Genomic DNA, 14,131 nt, shown 5'->3' on the forward strand with positions numbered 1-14,131 from the left:
TAAAACGATCAAGGATTCCTATAGATACCCCATAAGAGCATTTCCCACTCGATATCGAGCGCCTCACCAATGTTGTATTCCAATGCAAAGAAACTATGATCTCGTTCATCGCAAAATCTCTTGACATTAGAGTTACACAATTCCTTAATCCTCGCCGCGCTACCGAATTTATTAAAAGATTCGTTAATACGCTTGATCTCCTTGCAATCCTTACTGAAAACACTGTACTTATTAGGAATTCTGCTCAAAGGATTTACACCAATCAAAATATTGTAACAGGGGATCTTCTCTGAATATATAGCCTGTTTATTGATATCCTGTAGTACACCATTTCTTACTCCTGAGTCCCCATAAAACACCTTTTCATAACCACTTTCACCATTCTTTTTCCCTCGTTCAGTACTAGCAATGAACCATGCATGTCGCGCCTTGAATTCAAATAATGCTACAGGATTTGTCTGTTTGTTACGGTATCGAATTATTGCCAAATCACGCCGCTTCTCCCACTCACGCTGGATAAAGTAATCGTTATCGTCTTTAAGGACATTTGCGAAAAGCAGATTGAACTTGTCTCTGATGTTCATTTCGGTTCGGGAGTTGCTGTAAAGGATAGCCAATTCATTTTGGAACCATGTTTGGTTTAAACTTCTTAGCAAATTTTCAATATAGTCAGGTGTAAATAACATTATTGAGCAGCACTCCTAATCCACAATCTCTTGATAATCTATTCAGCATGACCTATTCTCACGATCTTTCTCTACGGCTGTCCCATGATGCCGGTTCTTTTACCCCATTCGCTGTAATATTTCGACAAATTATCTGATAAACCCTTCCCTTTATGGACGTGTTAAGATGGATCATCAAGAGCTAGGGGCATCAAAGACGTAAAGAAGCCGCCAACTAATGTGGCGGCTTGTCAGTCTTATATCATTTTGAGATCCCCTTACCTCGACTTCCCTTTCGCTTTAACCACTCTTGCCACCAGAAGCTATAATATAATTCGAACACTTTAGAATCTTCATCTATTGAAAAGTCCAAGTGATCTAAAAATACGAAGTTGTACCGCATCGCTCCTATAAGTAGATGAAGTGTAAAAATGTCACGAGACAATTTATACACTGTAGAAACAATTACTGTATCTCCTTTCTTGGCGGTGTTTAGGAGCTTATTGAAGCCCGGTCGATTTTTGCTTAAGCCGCTGAAACCGTCATCGATGAATACTTCATCAATGAGAAGCCCTTTTTCATTGGCATACTTCATGCACTCTTTGACCTGGGCATTGATTGCTTTGGGAGACTGCTTTGCACTTCTAGCATAGATGTAGTTATTCATGTTAATTCCTCCATTTGTTTAGGTTTGTATGATCGAATGTTTTTGGGCTGTTCTTTAGGGGCATCGTAAGAGGATACCCCTGAGATGGGATTAGGACTTGTTGTTGTATACCATGCTTCCGACAAGGCTTGCAAATGTCGATTCGATAGGGTGACCGAACAGTAAGCCCGAAAAGATTAGGTCATAATCACTCTTTGGATTAGTGAAATCATACCCCGCAAGGTAGTCTGAGAGCTTTTGGTTACTTAAGGCTCGGATTTTACTTTTAACATACTGATTCATGAAGTAACCTCTCACTTCACCGTAGCGAGCCTCTTCCAGCAGCTCATACGATTTGATGAGGGCTTCTAAATCCAAGTGCTGGCTAATGGTGCCGCTTAGGGCGAAGCCAACTGTTTTCTGATCAGCAATTTGTGTTTCCTTGGACACTAAATCCGATTGTCGAGCCAGCTCATGGTAATCATTCTTGTCATGGTTGGCTACGGTAACAAATCCAATTGGCTTGAGTCCAGCCAATACTGCTCTAATGAAGTAATCTCCTCTGTTTTGCCCTTCTTTGTAATGCCATTCCCCACAGAAACCCATGTTAAGCCAGCGGTGCATTTTGGACTTGAATGGGAGATCTACTTTCGGAAATTTGTAGGTCGCCACGATGAAGCCATTGTTAAAGACTCTAACCACAATTGAGTTCTCCTGTTTCCGTGTGACGAAGGCTGATCGTCCTACACCTGGTTTGTCCATAACCTTTCCGGTCAAATTTGGGTTCGAGCTGCTCCATCCATCAATCGCGAGAAATTGGTTCATCATACTGTCTTGCCTCCTAGTTTTTATTTGCGTACACTATCTTGCCTGTGACTCTTGAGCAATGTGTAGAAATTAAATAAGATGATGTCGGGGAGACATCATCTTTAGATTATTTTTTTTACAGAATGCGCATTACCGTGAAGATGCCCCACGCCGAGCTATCTGAACCTTCTTTCTGAACAATGCTACACGCTCTTTAGCTTAGTGACATATGCCCAATAAAAAAAGATGGTGCCTTGGGAGACACCACCACTTGATATTTTTATATTGCAAGAAGACCCCTCATAGTCTTAATATCATCTCTCATCTTGTTAACAGAATCTCTGTTTTTCTGAACAACTTCTGATAGATCACGAATGACTTTTTCAAGTCGATATGTTTTTGACTCTTCTGAACCATCAGCGGCTCCACCGTCTTCATCGAAGTTTATATACCCATAATACACTTCGATTTCACCTTCTGAAATTTTTTCTGCATTCTTATGGAGCACAACCCATAAAGAATCCGAATCGTCATCCCTCGGATCGAGTTGACCTTCCACAAATAGCTTGACTGTATTACCTTCAAGATCAATAAAGCTTAACAACTCATCAACTGCAAAGTAATCCTTGTATTTTATACTGTCTCGAGTGATTTCTAGATCTTCTAATGAAAACAAGTGTTCATTCACGAATTCCATAACTGCATCTCTTACTTCTTCTTCCGTGAAACTAATATCATGATTGATTTGTAAGAACGGCGAGTTTACGTTATAAATCTGAATCTTTGCAACTAAGTCCGCAATGGGCTTAGCATTGCTATCAGTTTCAAACTGATAGTACTCATCAATGGCATCTTCAATCTCGGCACCTAAAGAAGAAAGCAAAGACTCAATCGTATTAGTTAGCTCTTCTACCTCAGTGCTCTCACTAATACCTTCTATGTATGCATCATCAGAGGATAATGACGACAGCCCAACTGATTCTCTTTCCATTTTATTCAAATCTCGACGAGAATCCTCGACCATCTGCCTTCTTTCCTCTTCCTCCTCTTCTATCAATTGTTGATAAATATTAGCTTCTTGGGTCTCTTCAGAAAAATCCTTAATTAAAGTTTTACTGTAATGTAACCTGTAGTTGAATAACTGAAGTAAGTTATTTTGTCTTAGTGCCTCTTCGATATGTGGGTGAATCTGTTCTTTCTCCGTCTTATCGGTTCCTTTTGAGAAGTCTTTGTGATTTCGTGTGATAAAATAAATCCGATCTTCATCATTAATAGTCACAAAATCGCGGATATTTATTAAAGTCTCAATAATCGTAGCATCTGCCCAAGATTCCTTACCCTCGATATGAAACGGACATTGCTTATATAGTTTTCTTCTCTGAACTTTTAGTAATAAATCTCTGTTCTCCTCAAGTCTTATCACATTTCTGTATTGCAATAATCCCGTTATCTTTTGAGTAGCATCATTTATATATCGCTCTTCATTTCTTCCAAACTCATCAACCATATTTCCAAGAGCTTGCTTTAACGGGCTAATCTTTTCATTATACTTCCTGATCTCCTCTACGTGATTTATCCAATAAACTTTATCAATTGATTTCCCAGCTTCCTCCACCAATTTACCTACATTCTTGACCTCGCCAGCAACATGTCTCTTTACTTCAGTTTCAATAATAGTAGGTAACAAAATCTTCACTTGATCATGATCCAGCAACATTTTCAACGTCTCGTAGGAATCTGCCGTATGTGATTTATTCCTAGATACGATCATGTCGATATAGATGTTGGTGTCAAGCAGTAAATACTTCATTGTGATATCCCCTTTATCTTTCCAGCTTGACTTCAACAGCGGAAAGTACGAGTATTGAAACTATTCGGACAAATAATCATAACAGCCTATGCATTGTTAGTGTCGAGCTGCCCATTAAGGGGCAGCTATTACGTGAACTGGACTGACCTTATCAGAATCGATAATCGGTAAGTTCAGTTCTTTTAAGAATCTCGATCGCCCACATGGCTTCTCTTGAATTGTCTTTGGAAAAGTCACATACAGTTTCTGCTTAGCTCTTGTAACTGCGACATACATTAGTCTTCGTTCTTCTTCCATCGTTGTCGGTGGTTCAGCCTTCTCTTTGCACGATTGAACATCCACATCTTTAAGCTCTTCGGCATATTTTGAAGGCAGACCCCCATCATTGCAACCAATGACAAATACATTTTCAAAAGCTAACCCCTTGCTTCCGTGAATCGTTAAGAAATACAGGGCATTGTACTTTTTGTCATGGTACTTCTCCAGATTTTCCTTCATTTCATCCTTACGCCGCTTCATCCTCTCATGGAAACCGAGTAAGTCATTCCAAGTGCTGTATTTTTCGAGTTCCTTAAGAATCCATTCCTTTTCCTCATCAGTCACATTATCCTTAACTCTAGGAAAAGCTAAGAATTGGTCCGCGACTTCCTTCATGTTAACCGGCTTATCTTGTTTCAGATTAATAAGAAGAGTCAGGTACTGTTTTAGTGGGAGCGTGTCCTTGGTTTTAGACTTTTCAATGACTAGCGCACAAGCCTCGCGAATAACGTCGGATAAAGTAGCGATGTCCAAGTTTTGATACCACTGTTCAATAGCGTGCTTACTGACGAAATGGTGTCCTAGTGCGTTAGTCAAAATGGACCTCCACAATTGAAGCTTGTTCCCCCTTGAAGCCATCAACTCCTGCCACATACCAAACGCATTATTAAAATCCTGAATAGAAAAGATACCCATAACATCGTCCATTTTCTCGATGACATACGGAACCCCTTTAACATCTAAGGCTTGGAACATACTTTGAAGCTGTCTTCTTGATCTATATAAGACTGTCGATTTTGTATAGTTGATGGGATCGACTTTGCCCTCCAATACAAAGGGTTCTAGCTTACCGATCTCCTGAGATCTCGACAGAATCCAGTGAGCTTCTTCTTTGGTATCTGGACAGCCTACGATGATCGCTTCGCCATCATCTTTATGGAATGCATCCATCGACTTGGGTATGCGATCATGCTTATTTTCAGAGATAACCCAGTTACCAGCATCTACAATCTTCCGCTTTGAGCGATAGTTCCTCATCAATCTTATCTCATGAGTGGTGTAGACTTTTGGAAAATCCTTAATATAGCTAGGATCTGACCCCCTAAAAGCATAGATCGACTGGTCATCGTCCCCCACTATGATTAATTTCGAAGCACTTGTTGGGGGACAAATTAGTTTGACCGTTTCCATCTGTAACGGATTAATATCTTGGAACTCATCAATGAAGATATAATCGTATCTGTTCTGGACGAACTCTCTTGCTTCTGGATACTGAAGCAATGCATCGTATAAGTTAATTAGGAAGTCATCATATACAACAATCTCGTTGTCCTTCCTTACCTGATTCAACTCATTAATCATCATGTTGAAGCGGACGCTAACAGGAATATCTTCCTTATCATCGATTACACTGTCGAAATGCTTCTCGATATAATCGGTCATTTGGTCAACTGAGAACCCCATATTAATCCAGAAGCTTATACGATCAAAAATCGTCTTTTCGTTTTCCTTGTCAAACTTAAACAGTCTGTATTTGTTAATCAGCTTACGCAGCTCTCTCTTGTACTCAAACTCGCCTTCATCAGCATTTCCGTTTTGAATCCCTATTGAGGAATAAGCAGGATTCTGCCTCTTTAACTGATTGAACAAGCTCATGAAAGTGCCATGAAAAGTACTGACATTGACCTTTGAATTTTCCACCCCAAGGAAGAGGTTTACTCGTCCTTCCATCTCTTCTTTAGCCTTACGAGTAAAAGTCATCATACAGATCCGATTGGGGTTAACATTCTTCATCTGAATAAGGTAAGCAACCTTCGCACAGATCGTTTCAGTTTTACCACTACCAGCACCTGCAATAATTTGAAGATGCTTTTCCATACCGTATCGGATAGCTTCAACCTGATTTTCATTGAATGGGTTACCTTTTATCTTTTCAGCAATTTCAAAGAAGCTGCTGTCCCAATCTGTCTTCGCTACAGGATTATCTGATTGGGGAATCTGGATTTCTAAGATTTCACCGAATCTCGACTTATAATAAGAATGTTCACTTTCGATCTTAAGGTGCTTTTGCTGCAGGGCTTTATAATTATTCTTAGTCGCGGTTAGTTGATTCGAGAGTTCTCCATGACTGTCCGATAGATCAGAGTACTCTTTCTGCAGCTTCTTAAAATCAGAATCCCTCCTATAGAATTCTTGCTCAAGTGATTTATACTTTGTCACCATTTCAGAATTTATTTGCTGCATTTTCTCGATGGTTTTCCTTGCCGCGGCGAAATCATCACTAACTTTATTAAGCTTGGACGCTATAATAGCATTCTCATAATTGGCTTTGTCCAGCCTACTACGGAGATGAGTAACCTCTTCCAACAGTTTGTCTTTGCCTGTCAGCTTATCAACCAAGTTCTTCAATACCTTTAAGTCCTCCAATACTTTTCTGGTTGGTTATCACATGTGAGCGCGGCTCACGAAATAGTACTATTGTCTTGTAAATATTCACCATCGAGAGCCTTTTTTCCTGCTTTCTGTAAACAACAATCGACAAATCCCGCGCGTAAAGTCTTACGCATTTTCAAGAAAATAAAAAAGCGGCACCCCCTATTAGGTGACCGCTTGCATTGATTTATTGTCTTCATAAATCGAACCCTTAATTGATACTATACTTCAAACTATTCCATAATCTCCGCATATCCTTCATCACAACCGCTACATGGATATACCGCGAGAGTACTTCATCGTATTCAAGTGGATTTACAGGGATATTCTCTTTCGTAATTGTTCTCCACTTGCCATCCTTCTTTACGACTATCGCCCCTTCAATAAAACCTTCGAATCCGGGATGGAATGTGTTCATCATATCATCGTACTCGAAAGGAATCACTACTTCTCCAGCGGTATCAATGCAACCCCATTTGCCATTCGAATCTTTGACTGCGGCTAACCCCTTGTAGAAGCATTTGGCATCTTGATACTGTAATGGGATTAGTTCGTTACCGAACTGGTCGATGAAACCGAAATATTTGGGGCACTCTTTAATACAGAATAAAGGGGAACGTTCAGTGCCGTTCACTGGGTCATCGAGTAGATCATATTGATCGAAATCATCATCTTCAAATATGGCATCGATAAAGTCATCCAACTGCTCGGTGTATTTGCCCACGATTGCTAACCCATCAATGAAAGATCCTGCAAAATTGTAACCCCTCGAGAAGGGAACTACTTCTTTCCCTCGATGATCCAAATATGCGTAGATACCGCTCTGATTCTCAACCCTAATCAAACCGTAATCAACCATCTGCAAGTTAAGATACTCGCATGGGATTATTAATTCGTCTTCCTCATTCACTAAGCCATACAGACCATACCAAGCCAGCCCTTCTTCATTGTCCTTGTTTACGACGATTCCCAATCCACCGATGCGATCAACTACTTCTCCGAACTTGGACTCTCGTTTTTCCATGCCATTCTTCCTCCTTGATATTTGTCATTAAAATTTGTTTCTACTCTTATGTCTACGACTCTTGAGCCAACTCCGTAAGTTGTTTTCAGCTCACCCGATCAAAGAAGAAGTTCGCATGAAAAGATCGTGAAACCCCTATTGAAGTAGTACAACGCAAAAAAAAATCACACCTCGGTGAAGTGTGATTACCGTTGAGTCCGACTATCTAGTCGAGGATGGCGGGATGGAGGGAAATCGGAGAAGTCGTATAGATATCCTCAGGAGCTTACCTGTTCTGGATTGTTGTTCTTTCTCTGCTCGATCTTTGTTTGATTCTTTACAGTCGTTGTCTTGTTTATATGTTTTGTTTCTGCCATCATGTGCTGAAATTCATTTGAACTGTAGATTTATTAAAAATTCTTCAATGACCAACTATCTACCCGTCTTTTTTCTTAGGCAGATATTATGAAAAACTGGCTAAGAGCTTTAATCGATCAAGTAAAATAATCATCCGGCAAACGATAGATGAGGATTTTATCGACACCTTCAATTACCGGATAATTAGATTAAATGACCCCCATTCCAACAACCACTCTTCTCAATTGCATCCCGAACTCCATCGGTGCAGGGATGTTCAAATCCGACAAACTTATCAAATCGAATTCTTCCTTCCGTTTCCTTAGGTAATGTCTAATTTTTATAGCATCCTGTTTAATTGAAGGGCTAGTTGAAATTATGGGTAGTCCAGATGATGACATCGCAGTATAATTCTTGAGAACGTGATCCAAGGCATCAAAGATTGTTATCCAGTTTATCCTTACGTTCTCATTTGTTAATTCAATTACTTCCTTGAAATCCTTTTGGGTACGTATACAATTATGAAGCATGATACATAGATATCTGCTGTCCTCATAGTATTTTTGGAACCTCTCTTGATTGTTCAATAGATTTACATCGGGGCGGAACTCACTGTAGTTACCAACTAACGTTCCAGAATGACATCTCTGGTGCTTATCGATAAAAAGAGCTATCAGTAAATTATCGGGTCTTCCTTTCATTTCTGCTAACCCCTTTCTATAGATACTTCTTCTCGAACGAGAAAATCGGGCAACCATTACAAATAAAGATTTGCATTATCGTGTTCGGCTCAACTACATGTTTACAACACACTTTGCCGCATAATCGAATGAGATTCTGTAACCTTATAAAGTCCCATCCATCCATAAACCTTTTTATGTCATTATCCGTTCTGATTGATAAGACTCTTTCCTTTAATGCAGAAATATCGTACGGCTTGATTTCATCATTACTAATTCCAATTTCAAGTAATGACTCCAGCTTAGCTATTACGTTCAGGCACTCATCTTTGAACTCCTTTACACCACTTTCAGCCATAGTAACCTTCTCCCTTATTACGGTTTCATTTTGCTTCGTACTGCAGAACATTGATTTCAACGACCCCAAATTCATAAAAACTATCCGAATCAATATCCCCGCAATGAAGAATTACTCGGTACCGACCAGTCCTTGCATCCTCGAGTAGCCGGTTCCTTTCAGTCTCGCTTCCATCTCTTTCAATGTAAGAATCGATTAGGACGATGTTGTGCTGATCAGCGAAAGAATGTATCTGGTGGAGCTGCGCGGCGATAACTCGTTCAGCTTCCTCTCGATCCATGTTTACCACTGATATATAGACCGCCGCGGCGATTACTTCATTGTTTTTATGGAGTTGTCCCAACAAATTCATCCTTGATCACATCCCCTGCCACTGATAAGCCATTTAACATCTTGGTAGCTTCAATATATTTAGCGCGAACGTCTAACTGCTCGACCAACACTTCATTTGCTCCAATGGCATCCATCGCTTTCTTACCTATTCCAGCTACAAGTTGGTCTTTCCAGTACTCGATCATAGGGCGAGTGTATGTCAAATCTGAAATCTGCCCATTCAATCTACCGAATTGGAATTGAGCATGGTCGACTGAATTTTGGGTCAGGTATTTGATAAAAGAAAGGTAGATGATACTAACAACCTGTCCGAATGTAATACCTACTAATTTTTGTAGGATCAACAGGCTATGAGCGATGCTCTCTTTATTTATCTCCAGCTCATAATCATCCTCTGCTTTCAAAATGTGATTGATCACCGCATCGCGAAACCTTTGTACAACTTTGACGTCACCTTCATCAGCACCGTAGCCCCTCATGGCTTTAACGATACGCTCGAAATCAATCCGCATAACCACTTTGATAAATTCAGGACTCTTGAAAAGCTCATAACGGACACCCCGGCATACATTCTCAAATGACAGATACTGCGCCCATTCTGTCTGACAGCCTACTGAAGCCTCATTAAATATTTGTTGCCCTTTGTCGATTAAGTCGAACCCCCACTTGATAACCAAATTGATAGTAGAGCTATACTTTTCAATTGCTTCGAAATCATTCTTATTAATGATCTTCTCTAACCGCTCAGTGAGCTTTGCAACTACTATTTCATTCTTCAACTTATCGAAATACTCCTGAAGGATACTTGAGTCCATACTGTAGAAATGAGGGCGAAGCGAAGTTCCAGACCACCAATCCTCAACATGAGGTTCGATGAAATGGTGAATCTGAATGCCTTCTTCCTTAATTGCATCCAGGCATAAATCAGTTGGCTTTCTTGTCCTTTTAAGAAGATTCCAAAGGTTTTCCACTCTACATGAACAGTAAGAAATATGCCGAAGTCTAGGAAAACGAGTATTGTAATTCGTATCTCCATCAACCAGATCTTTGAGAAAAGTGTCACTGGAAAGCATCCTCATGGGATACTCTTCAGTACAAAACACGATCTCCTCAAGAGAAGAAAGAATACGCCTCGAGATGATCGAAGAAAGGATCGACTTATATTTTTGTGGATCTGAAGCTAATAATTCCATGTCCTTCTTACATACTGTTCTTAAATCAACACGTTCAATTAGAGTATGCGAACGCTGGCTTGTTACAAAATGCTGAATAACTGCCCAGTCAAACCCAATGATGAGCCGACGAAAATTGTTCGGTGACCACCCATGAATGATAGGCTTCGGTTCATTGTAGGAGAGCCTTTTCCTCTCGATAGTCGCTACGCCTTTATTGATGAATTTTTCAAGTTCTCTAAATCGATACATTGCCTTCCCCCCTTAATCTAGCTATCCTTCCTCAATCTCTTCAACAACGCTTCGTAATTCTTGTATTGAAGGTTCTACATATCTTCTTGTCGTCTTGATGTCGGTATGTCCCATCAAAGATGCCGCATACTCAATCCCTCTTATTTCTGTAATTCGTTTACCAAAAGTATGTCGAAGCTGATGAACCGTAAATTCAATCTGTGTTAACTCGGATAACTTTTCGATCATGTGCTGGATAGCTCGAGTCGACATATGAGCGCTCCGTTGAGAATAAAACAAATACCCCGATCTGCCGTCATGGAACGATAGCCAGTGCTTAATGTTTTCACTTGTCTTATGATGAAAAGGAACTTGCCGATATTTCCCGCCTTTACCGCTTCTTACGATGATTAAGCCAGATTGAAGAATAACATCGGTTATCAATAAGTCGGAAACCTCCTCGACTCGCAACCCGCAATTGACTAAGATTGCAACTACCGCTTTATATAGAGCCTTTCTTTTAGCACTGGTACGCTCCAACCTTTCTATGGCGTGGAATATTCGTTTTACTTCTTCCGGTCGGAGCCAGCGTGTCTCATTTTGCCGCGCAATCGGAATCAGTTTAATCGCACTGATCGGTTCTGATCTAAACCTAATACCCTCACTTTTCGCAAATAGAAATAACGATTTGAGCGCAGTCAAGTAATGGTTAATTGTTATAGGAGATAAGTGCTTTCCCGATCTTAGGTCGATCCTGGACTCAAGGAAGGACTTGAAATCTCGGATTACGGTTTGTGATACATCTTCAATTTCGATGACTTCGCCCCAAGAGAAATTCAACCATTGAATAAATCGCTTATAACACATACCATAACCTTTAACCGTATTTTTGGATTTTTCTTCTATTGATAGATGCTCCAGATAACGAACGACTAAGACATCGATTTTCACAGGCTTTCACCCCCTTGAAGCGTCTTATACGACGAGTTTAGAAAAGGTAATGTACGACGAATTAATAGGATTTGTAAGCCGAAACAGCAACCGATTTTTACGAACTCGTCACATAATGGGTATTGTATGACGAGTTGTGCAGTCCCCCTTTTTGCTCGGAATTATTCATACGGGCGACACATGAATGAAACCATTAGCGCGGCAGACGATTAAAAGAAGGAAATGTGTTCTTTTAAGACGATCCTGATAACTATTGGCACGACCTTGGGAACGAAGAGCGAATCGCTTCTTCTTATATAGAAGAAAGACATTCAGGAGCCATACCCCTGAAGGGAAATCCTTGGGATTAGGCGACCAAAAAGCAATAGCGTATCCGTTACTTCTATATAGTTAATCTAGATACCGATGCTGAATTTGGACTTACCCTCGACCATTCCAGCAACTATTTTTACGAGCTACAAAAAGAAAGGCAGTATAAAACTCGATGAACGAGTTCAATACTGCCTTTTTCCAACCCATATGATATTTAACACTGACTCTTTTCAAATTCCTCAATTAACTCAAGCAAAGTAAGTTCAAGATCTTCGATATCGGTTCGCTTACGTGTGCGAACCGCATGATTCACATCAGTATCCATCAATATATTTTTCTCGTTTATAATTCTTAGACACGTCTCCCGGTACGGTTCCCATCGAAGCCCGTAGAACAAAGCCACTCTTTGTTTCAAGTCCACAGCGATCATCCTTTGCATCGATTCATACAATAGAAATTGGTTGGTAATATAGCATGATTCTCTGATTATTACCAACATAAAAGCCGACAGCGCCCCAACCGCAATTTAAACGCCTTCCTTCTATTGTAATGTAATCAAAGCCGAACCTGAACGAAAACAAAAAGCGAGAAGCCTTACCCCTTATAGAATCAAACGCCGTGTAATCGATTTAATAGCGATACCACAACCACCCATACAAGTAAATCGATTTGTGAGCCTCCTAGAGGGAACTTACATTTTTTGGAAGTTAATTCTATAAGGCTACGTCGCGATCAGGAACTTTGAGCCGAGAATCCTTTCCAATTATTATGAAAGTGACTCAACGCACTTTGGATACCCCGAACCGTTTTTGCCCTATTGATATTTTCAATCGTCCTTTCACCTACAAAGACGCACATCTTATTATCGACTTCGGCTAGGGCACTTATTAATTGTTCCTCCGAAATGTTTAGCTGAGCTGCTGCAATTTTAAGGTTACGCTTGTTTGAAATATAGCTTTTTACGCAAAGCTGAAATTGACCAGACAAGCGACTTGTGAACTCATTAATCATAAAGAACGAAATAAATCTTAGAGCATTGAACTTTTCCGTAATAAGCGGTCTTAACATCGGATCAGTTCCACTTGAACTCATCAAATCCGAGTAACGAATATAATTACTCTCGAGTCTTGTTAAAAACTTCATTCCATCAGATCCTTTCTTCGGAATATTGTGGTTGAAGATCGAACCCTTAATAAAGTTATCAGAGGGCATCGACTACTTATATAAGCTTGATGTTGTGCCAACTGCCAAATTTGGATCAATGTCATGATTGAAAAACTATGCTTGATAAAACAGTCTAGGCAGAGTTACGGAAACTTCTTAACATTTTACTGAAACCCCTCATAGCTTTTTGAATATCCCAAACAGTCCTAGCCCTGTTGATATTCTCGATTGTGCTTTTACCGACACTCGTCATCATTTCTTGATCAACACTGGTTAGAACCTTCCTTAGAGTGTCTTCCGACAAGTTGAGATCGGATGCCGATTCAGGGATGCTGAATTTGTTCATTTGGAATATCTCCACGCACTGCTGATTATGAATTGTAGTGTTATCTAGGAAATCTCCGAATAGGAATATGATAATCTGTCGGAGGGCGTTATACTTCTCACTGAGGATTAGCTTCGTCCGTCGATCGATACCTTTTGAGTGCAATAATCGCTTGTAACGTTTATGGCTCCTTTCTACGCTCATAAGGAACTTCATGGTTATCACCCTTTCATGCTCTTGGATTTAGTGGATAGAATATACTGTCCTGTACATATAGACTTGATGATGAAATAACTGCAGAATCTTAAATCATCTCTTAGCATAAGAAAAAGCAGTACAGAACTCGGCATGCGAATTCTGTACTGCTTTTTCAACCACTTTACCTGCAGTTACTACACTCGATTAAGGTTAACTTTTCCTTGTAGCTTATATCGTAAATGTCTAACGCTTCTTCTTTCGAGCGGAATGGCTTCCAGCTTCCTGTCTCTTGCTGTTTCTTCCATCCAAGCTCGGTTCTTTGCTTCATTTCCATAACATAAGTCATGGTCTAGGTGAACGGTGTATGTTTTCAACGGAATATCGATATTTGCCAGGCTTTCATCGTCTCACCAGCCTTAAATTTATTT

At 40.0% G+C, this 14,131-nt stretch carries 13 protein-coding genes; all 13 read right to left on the reverse strand.

Annotated features, from left to right (window positions below; translation table 11 throughout):
- Positions 1-8: 8 nt before the first annotated feature.
- The 13 genes from J2Z32_RS07860 to J2Z32_RS07920 all read right to left on the reverse strand — a co-directional run bounded on the left by J2Z32_RS07860 (position 9) and on the right by J2Z32_RS07920 (position 14,049).
- On the reverse strand, positions 9-686 hold the full coding sequence (locus tag J2Z32_RS07860) for a hypothetical protein (RefSeq protein ID WP_144878128.1): 678 nt from the start codon (positions 684-686) through the stop codon (positions 9-11).
- Between the two features lie 241 nt (positions 687-927).
- Entirely contained in the window at positions 928-1,332 is a 405-nt protein-coding gene (locus J2Z32_RS07865) for a recombinase family protein (protein WP_144878129.1), read from the reverse strand.
- Positions 1,333-1,422: 90 nt separating this feature from the next.
- Positions 1,423-2,139: a hypothetical protein gene (locus J2Z32_RS07870; protein WP_144878130.1), complete on the reverse strand. Its 717-nt coding sequence runs from the start codon at positions 2,137-2,139 to the stop codon at positions 1,423-1,425.
- A gap of 259 nt (positions 2,140-2,398) precedes the next feature.
- On the reverse strand, positions 2,399-3,928 hold the full coding sequence (locus J2Z32_RS07875; RefSeq protein WP_210088627.1) for a PIN domain-containing protein: 1,530 nt from the start codon (positions 3,926-3,928) through the stop codon (positions 2,399-2,401).
- Positions 3,929-4,042: 114 nt separating this feature from the next.
- Positions 4,043-6,595 (reverse strand): UvrD-helicase domain-containing protein, encoded by a 2,553-nt coding sequence (locus tag J2Z32_RS07880; RefSeq protein WP_210088628.1) that lies wholly within the window; start codon positions 6,593-6,595, stop codon positions 4,043-4,045.
- 235 nt (positions 6,596-6,830) lie between these two features.
- Positions 6,831-7,643 (reverse strand): WG repeat-containing protein, encoded by an 813-nt coding sequence (locus J2Z32_RS07885; RefSeq protein ID WP_210088629.1) that lies wholly within the window; start codon positions 7,641-7,643, stop codon positions 6,831-6,833.
- 545 nt (positions 7,644-8,188) lie between these two features.
- Positions 8,189-8,680, reverse strand: a complete 492-nt coding sequence (locus tag J2Z32_RS07890; RefSeq protein WP_120463206.1) for a hypothetical protein — start codon at positions 8,678-8,680, stop codon at positions 8,189-8,191.
- 16 nt (positions 8,681-8,696) lie between these two features.
- Positions 8,697-9,017 (reverse strand): hypothetical protein, encoded by a 321-nt coding sequence (locus J2Z32_RS07895; RefSeq protein WP_120463207.1) that lies wholly within the window; start codon positions 9,015-9,017, stop codon positions 8,697-8,699.
- 326 nt (positions 9,018-9,343) lie between these two features.
- Positions 9,344-10,774, reverse strand: coding sequence for a hypothetical protein (locus J2Z32_RS07900; protein WP_210088630.1), 1,431 nt, complete (start codon positions 10,772-10,774; stop codon positions 9,344-9,346).
- Between the two features lie 21 nt (positions 10,775-10,795).
- Positions 10,796-11,704 (reverse strand): tyrosine-type recombinase/integrase, encoded by a 909-nt coding sequence (locus J2Z32_RS07905; protein ID WP_210088631.1) that lies wholly within the window; start codon positions 11,702-11,704, stop codon positions 10,796-10,798.
- A 526-nt stretch (positions 11,705-12,230) separates the two neighbouring features.
- Positions 12,231-12,437, reverse strand: a complete 207-nt coding sequence (locus J2Z32_RS07910; protein WP_210088632.1) for a hypothetical protein — start codon at positions 12,435-12,437, stop codon at positions 12,231-12,233.
- A 311-nt stretch (positions 12,438-12,748) separates the two neighbouring features.
- Positions 12,749-13,159, reverse strand: coding sequence for a hypothetical protein (locus J2Z32_RS07915; RefSeq protein WP_210088633.1), 411 nt, complete (start codon positions 13,157-13,159; stop codon positions 12,749-12,751).
- Positions 13,160-13,884: 725 nt separating this feature from the next.
- A complete protein-coding gene (locus J2Z32_RS07920; RefSeq protein WP_210088634.1) occupies positions 13,885-14,049 on the reverse strand; it encodes a hypothetical protein in 165 nt (54 codons plus the stop codon).
- Between the last annotated feature and the right edge of the window lie 82 nt (positions 14,050-14,131).

It is taken from the genome of Paenibacillus turicensis (genome assembly GCF_017873435.1).
GTDB classification, from domain to species: Bacteria; Bacillota; Bacilli; order Paenibacillales; family Paenibacillaceae; genus Fontibacillus; species Fontibacillus turicensis.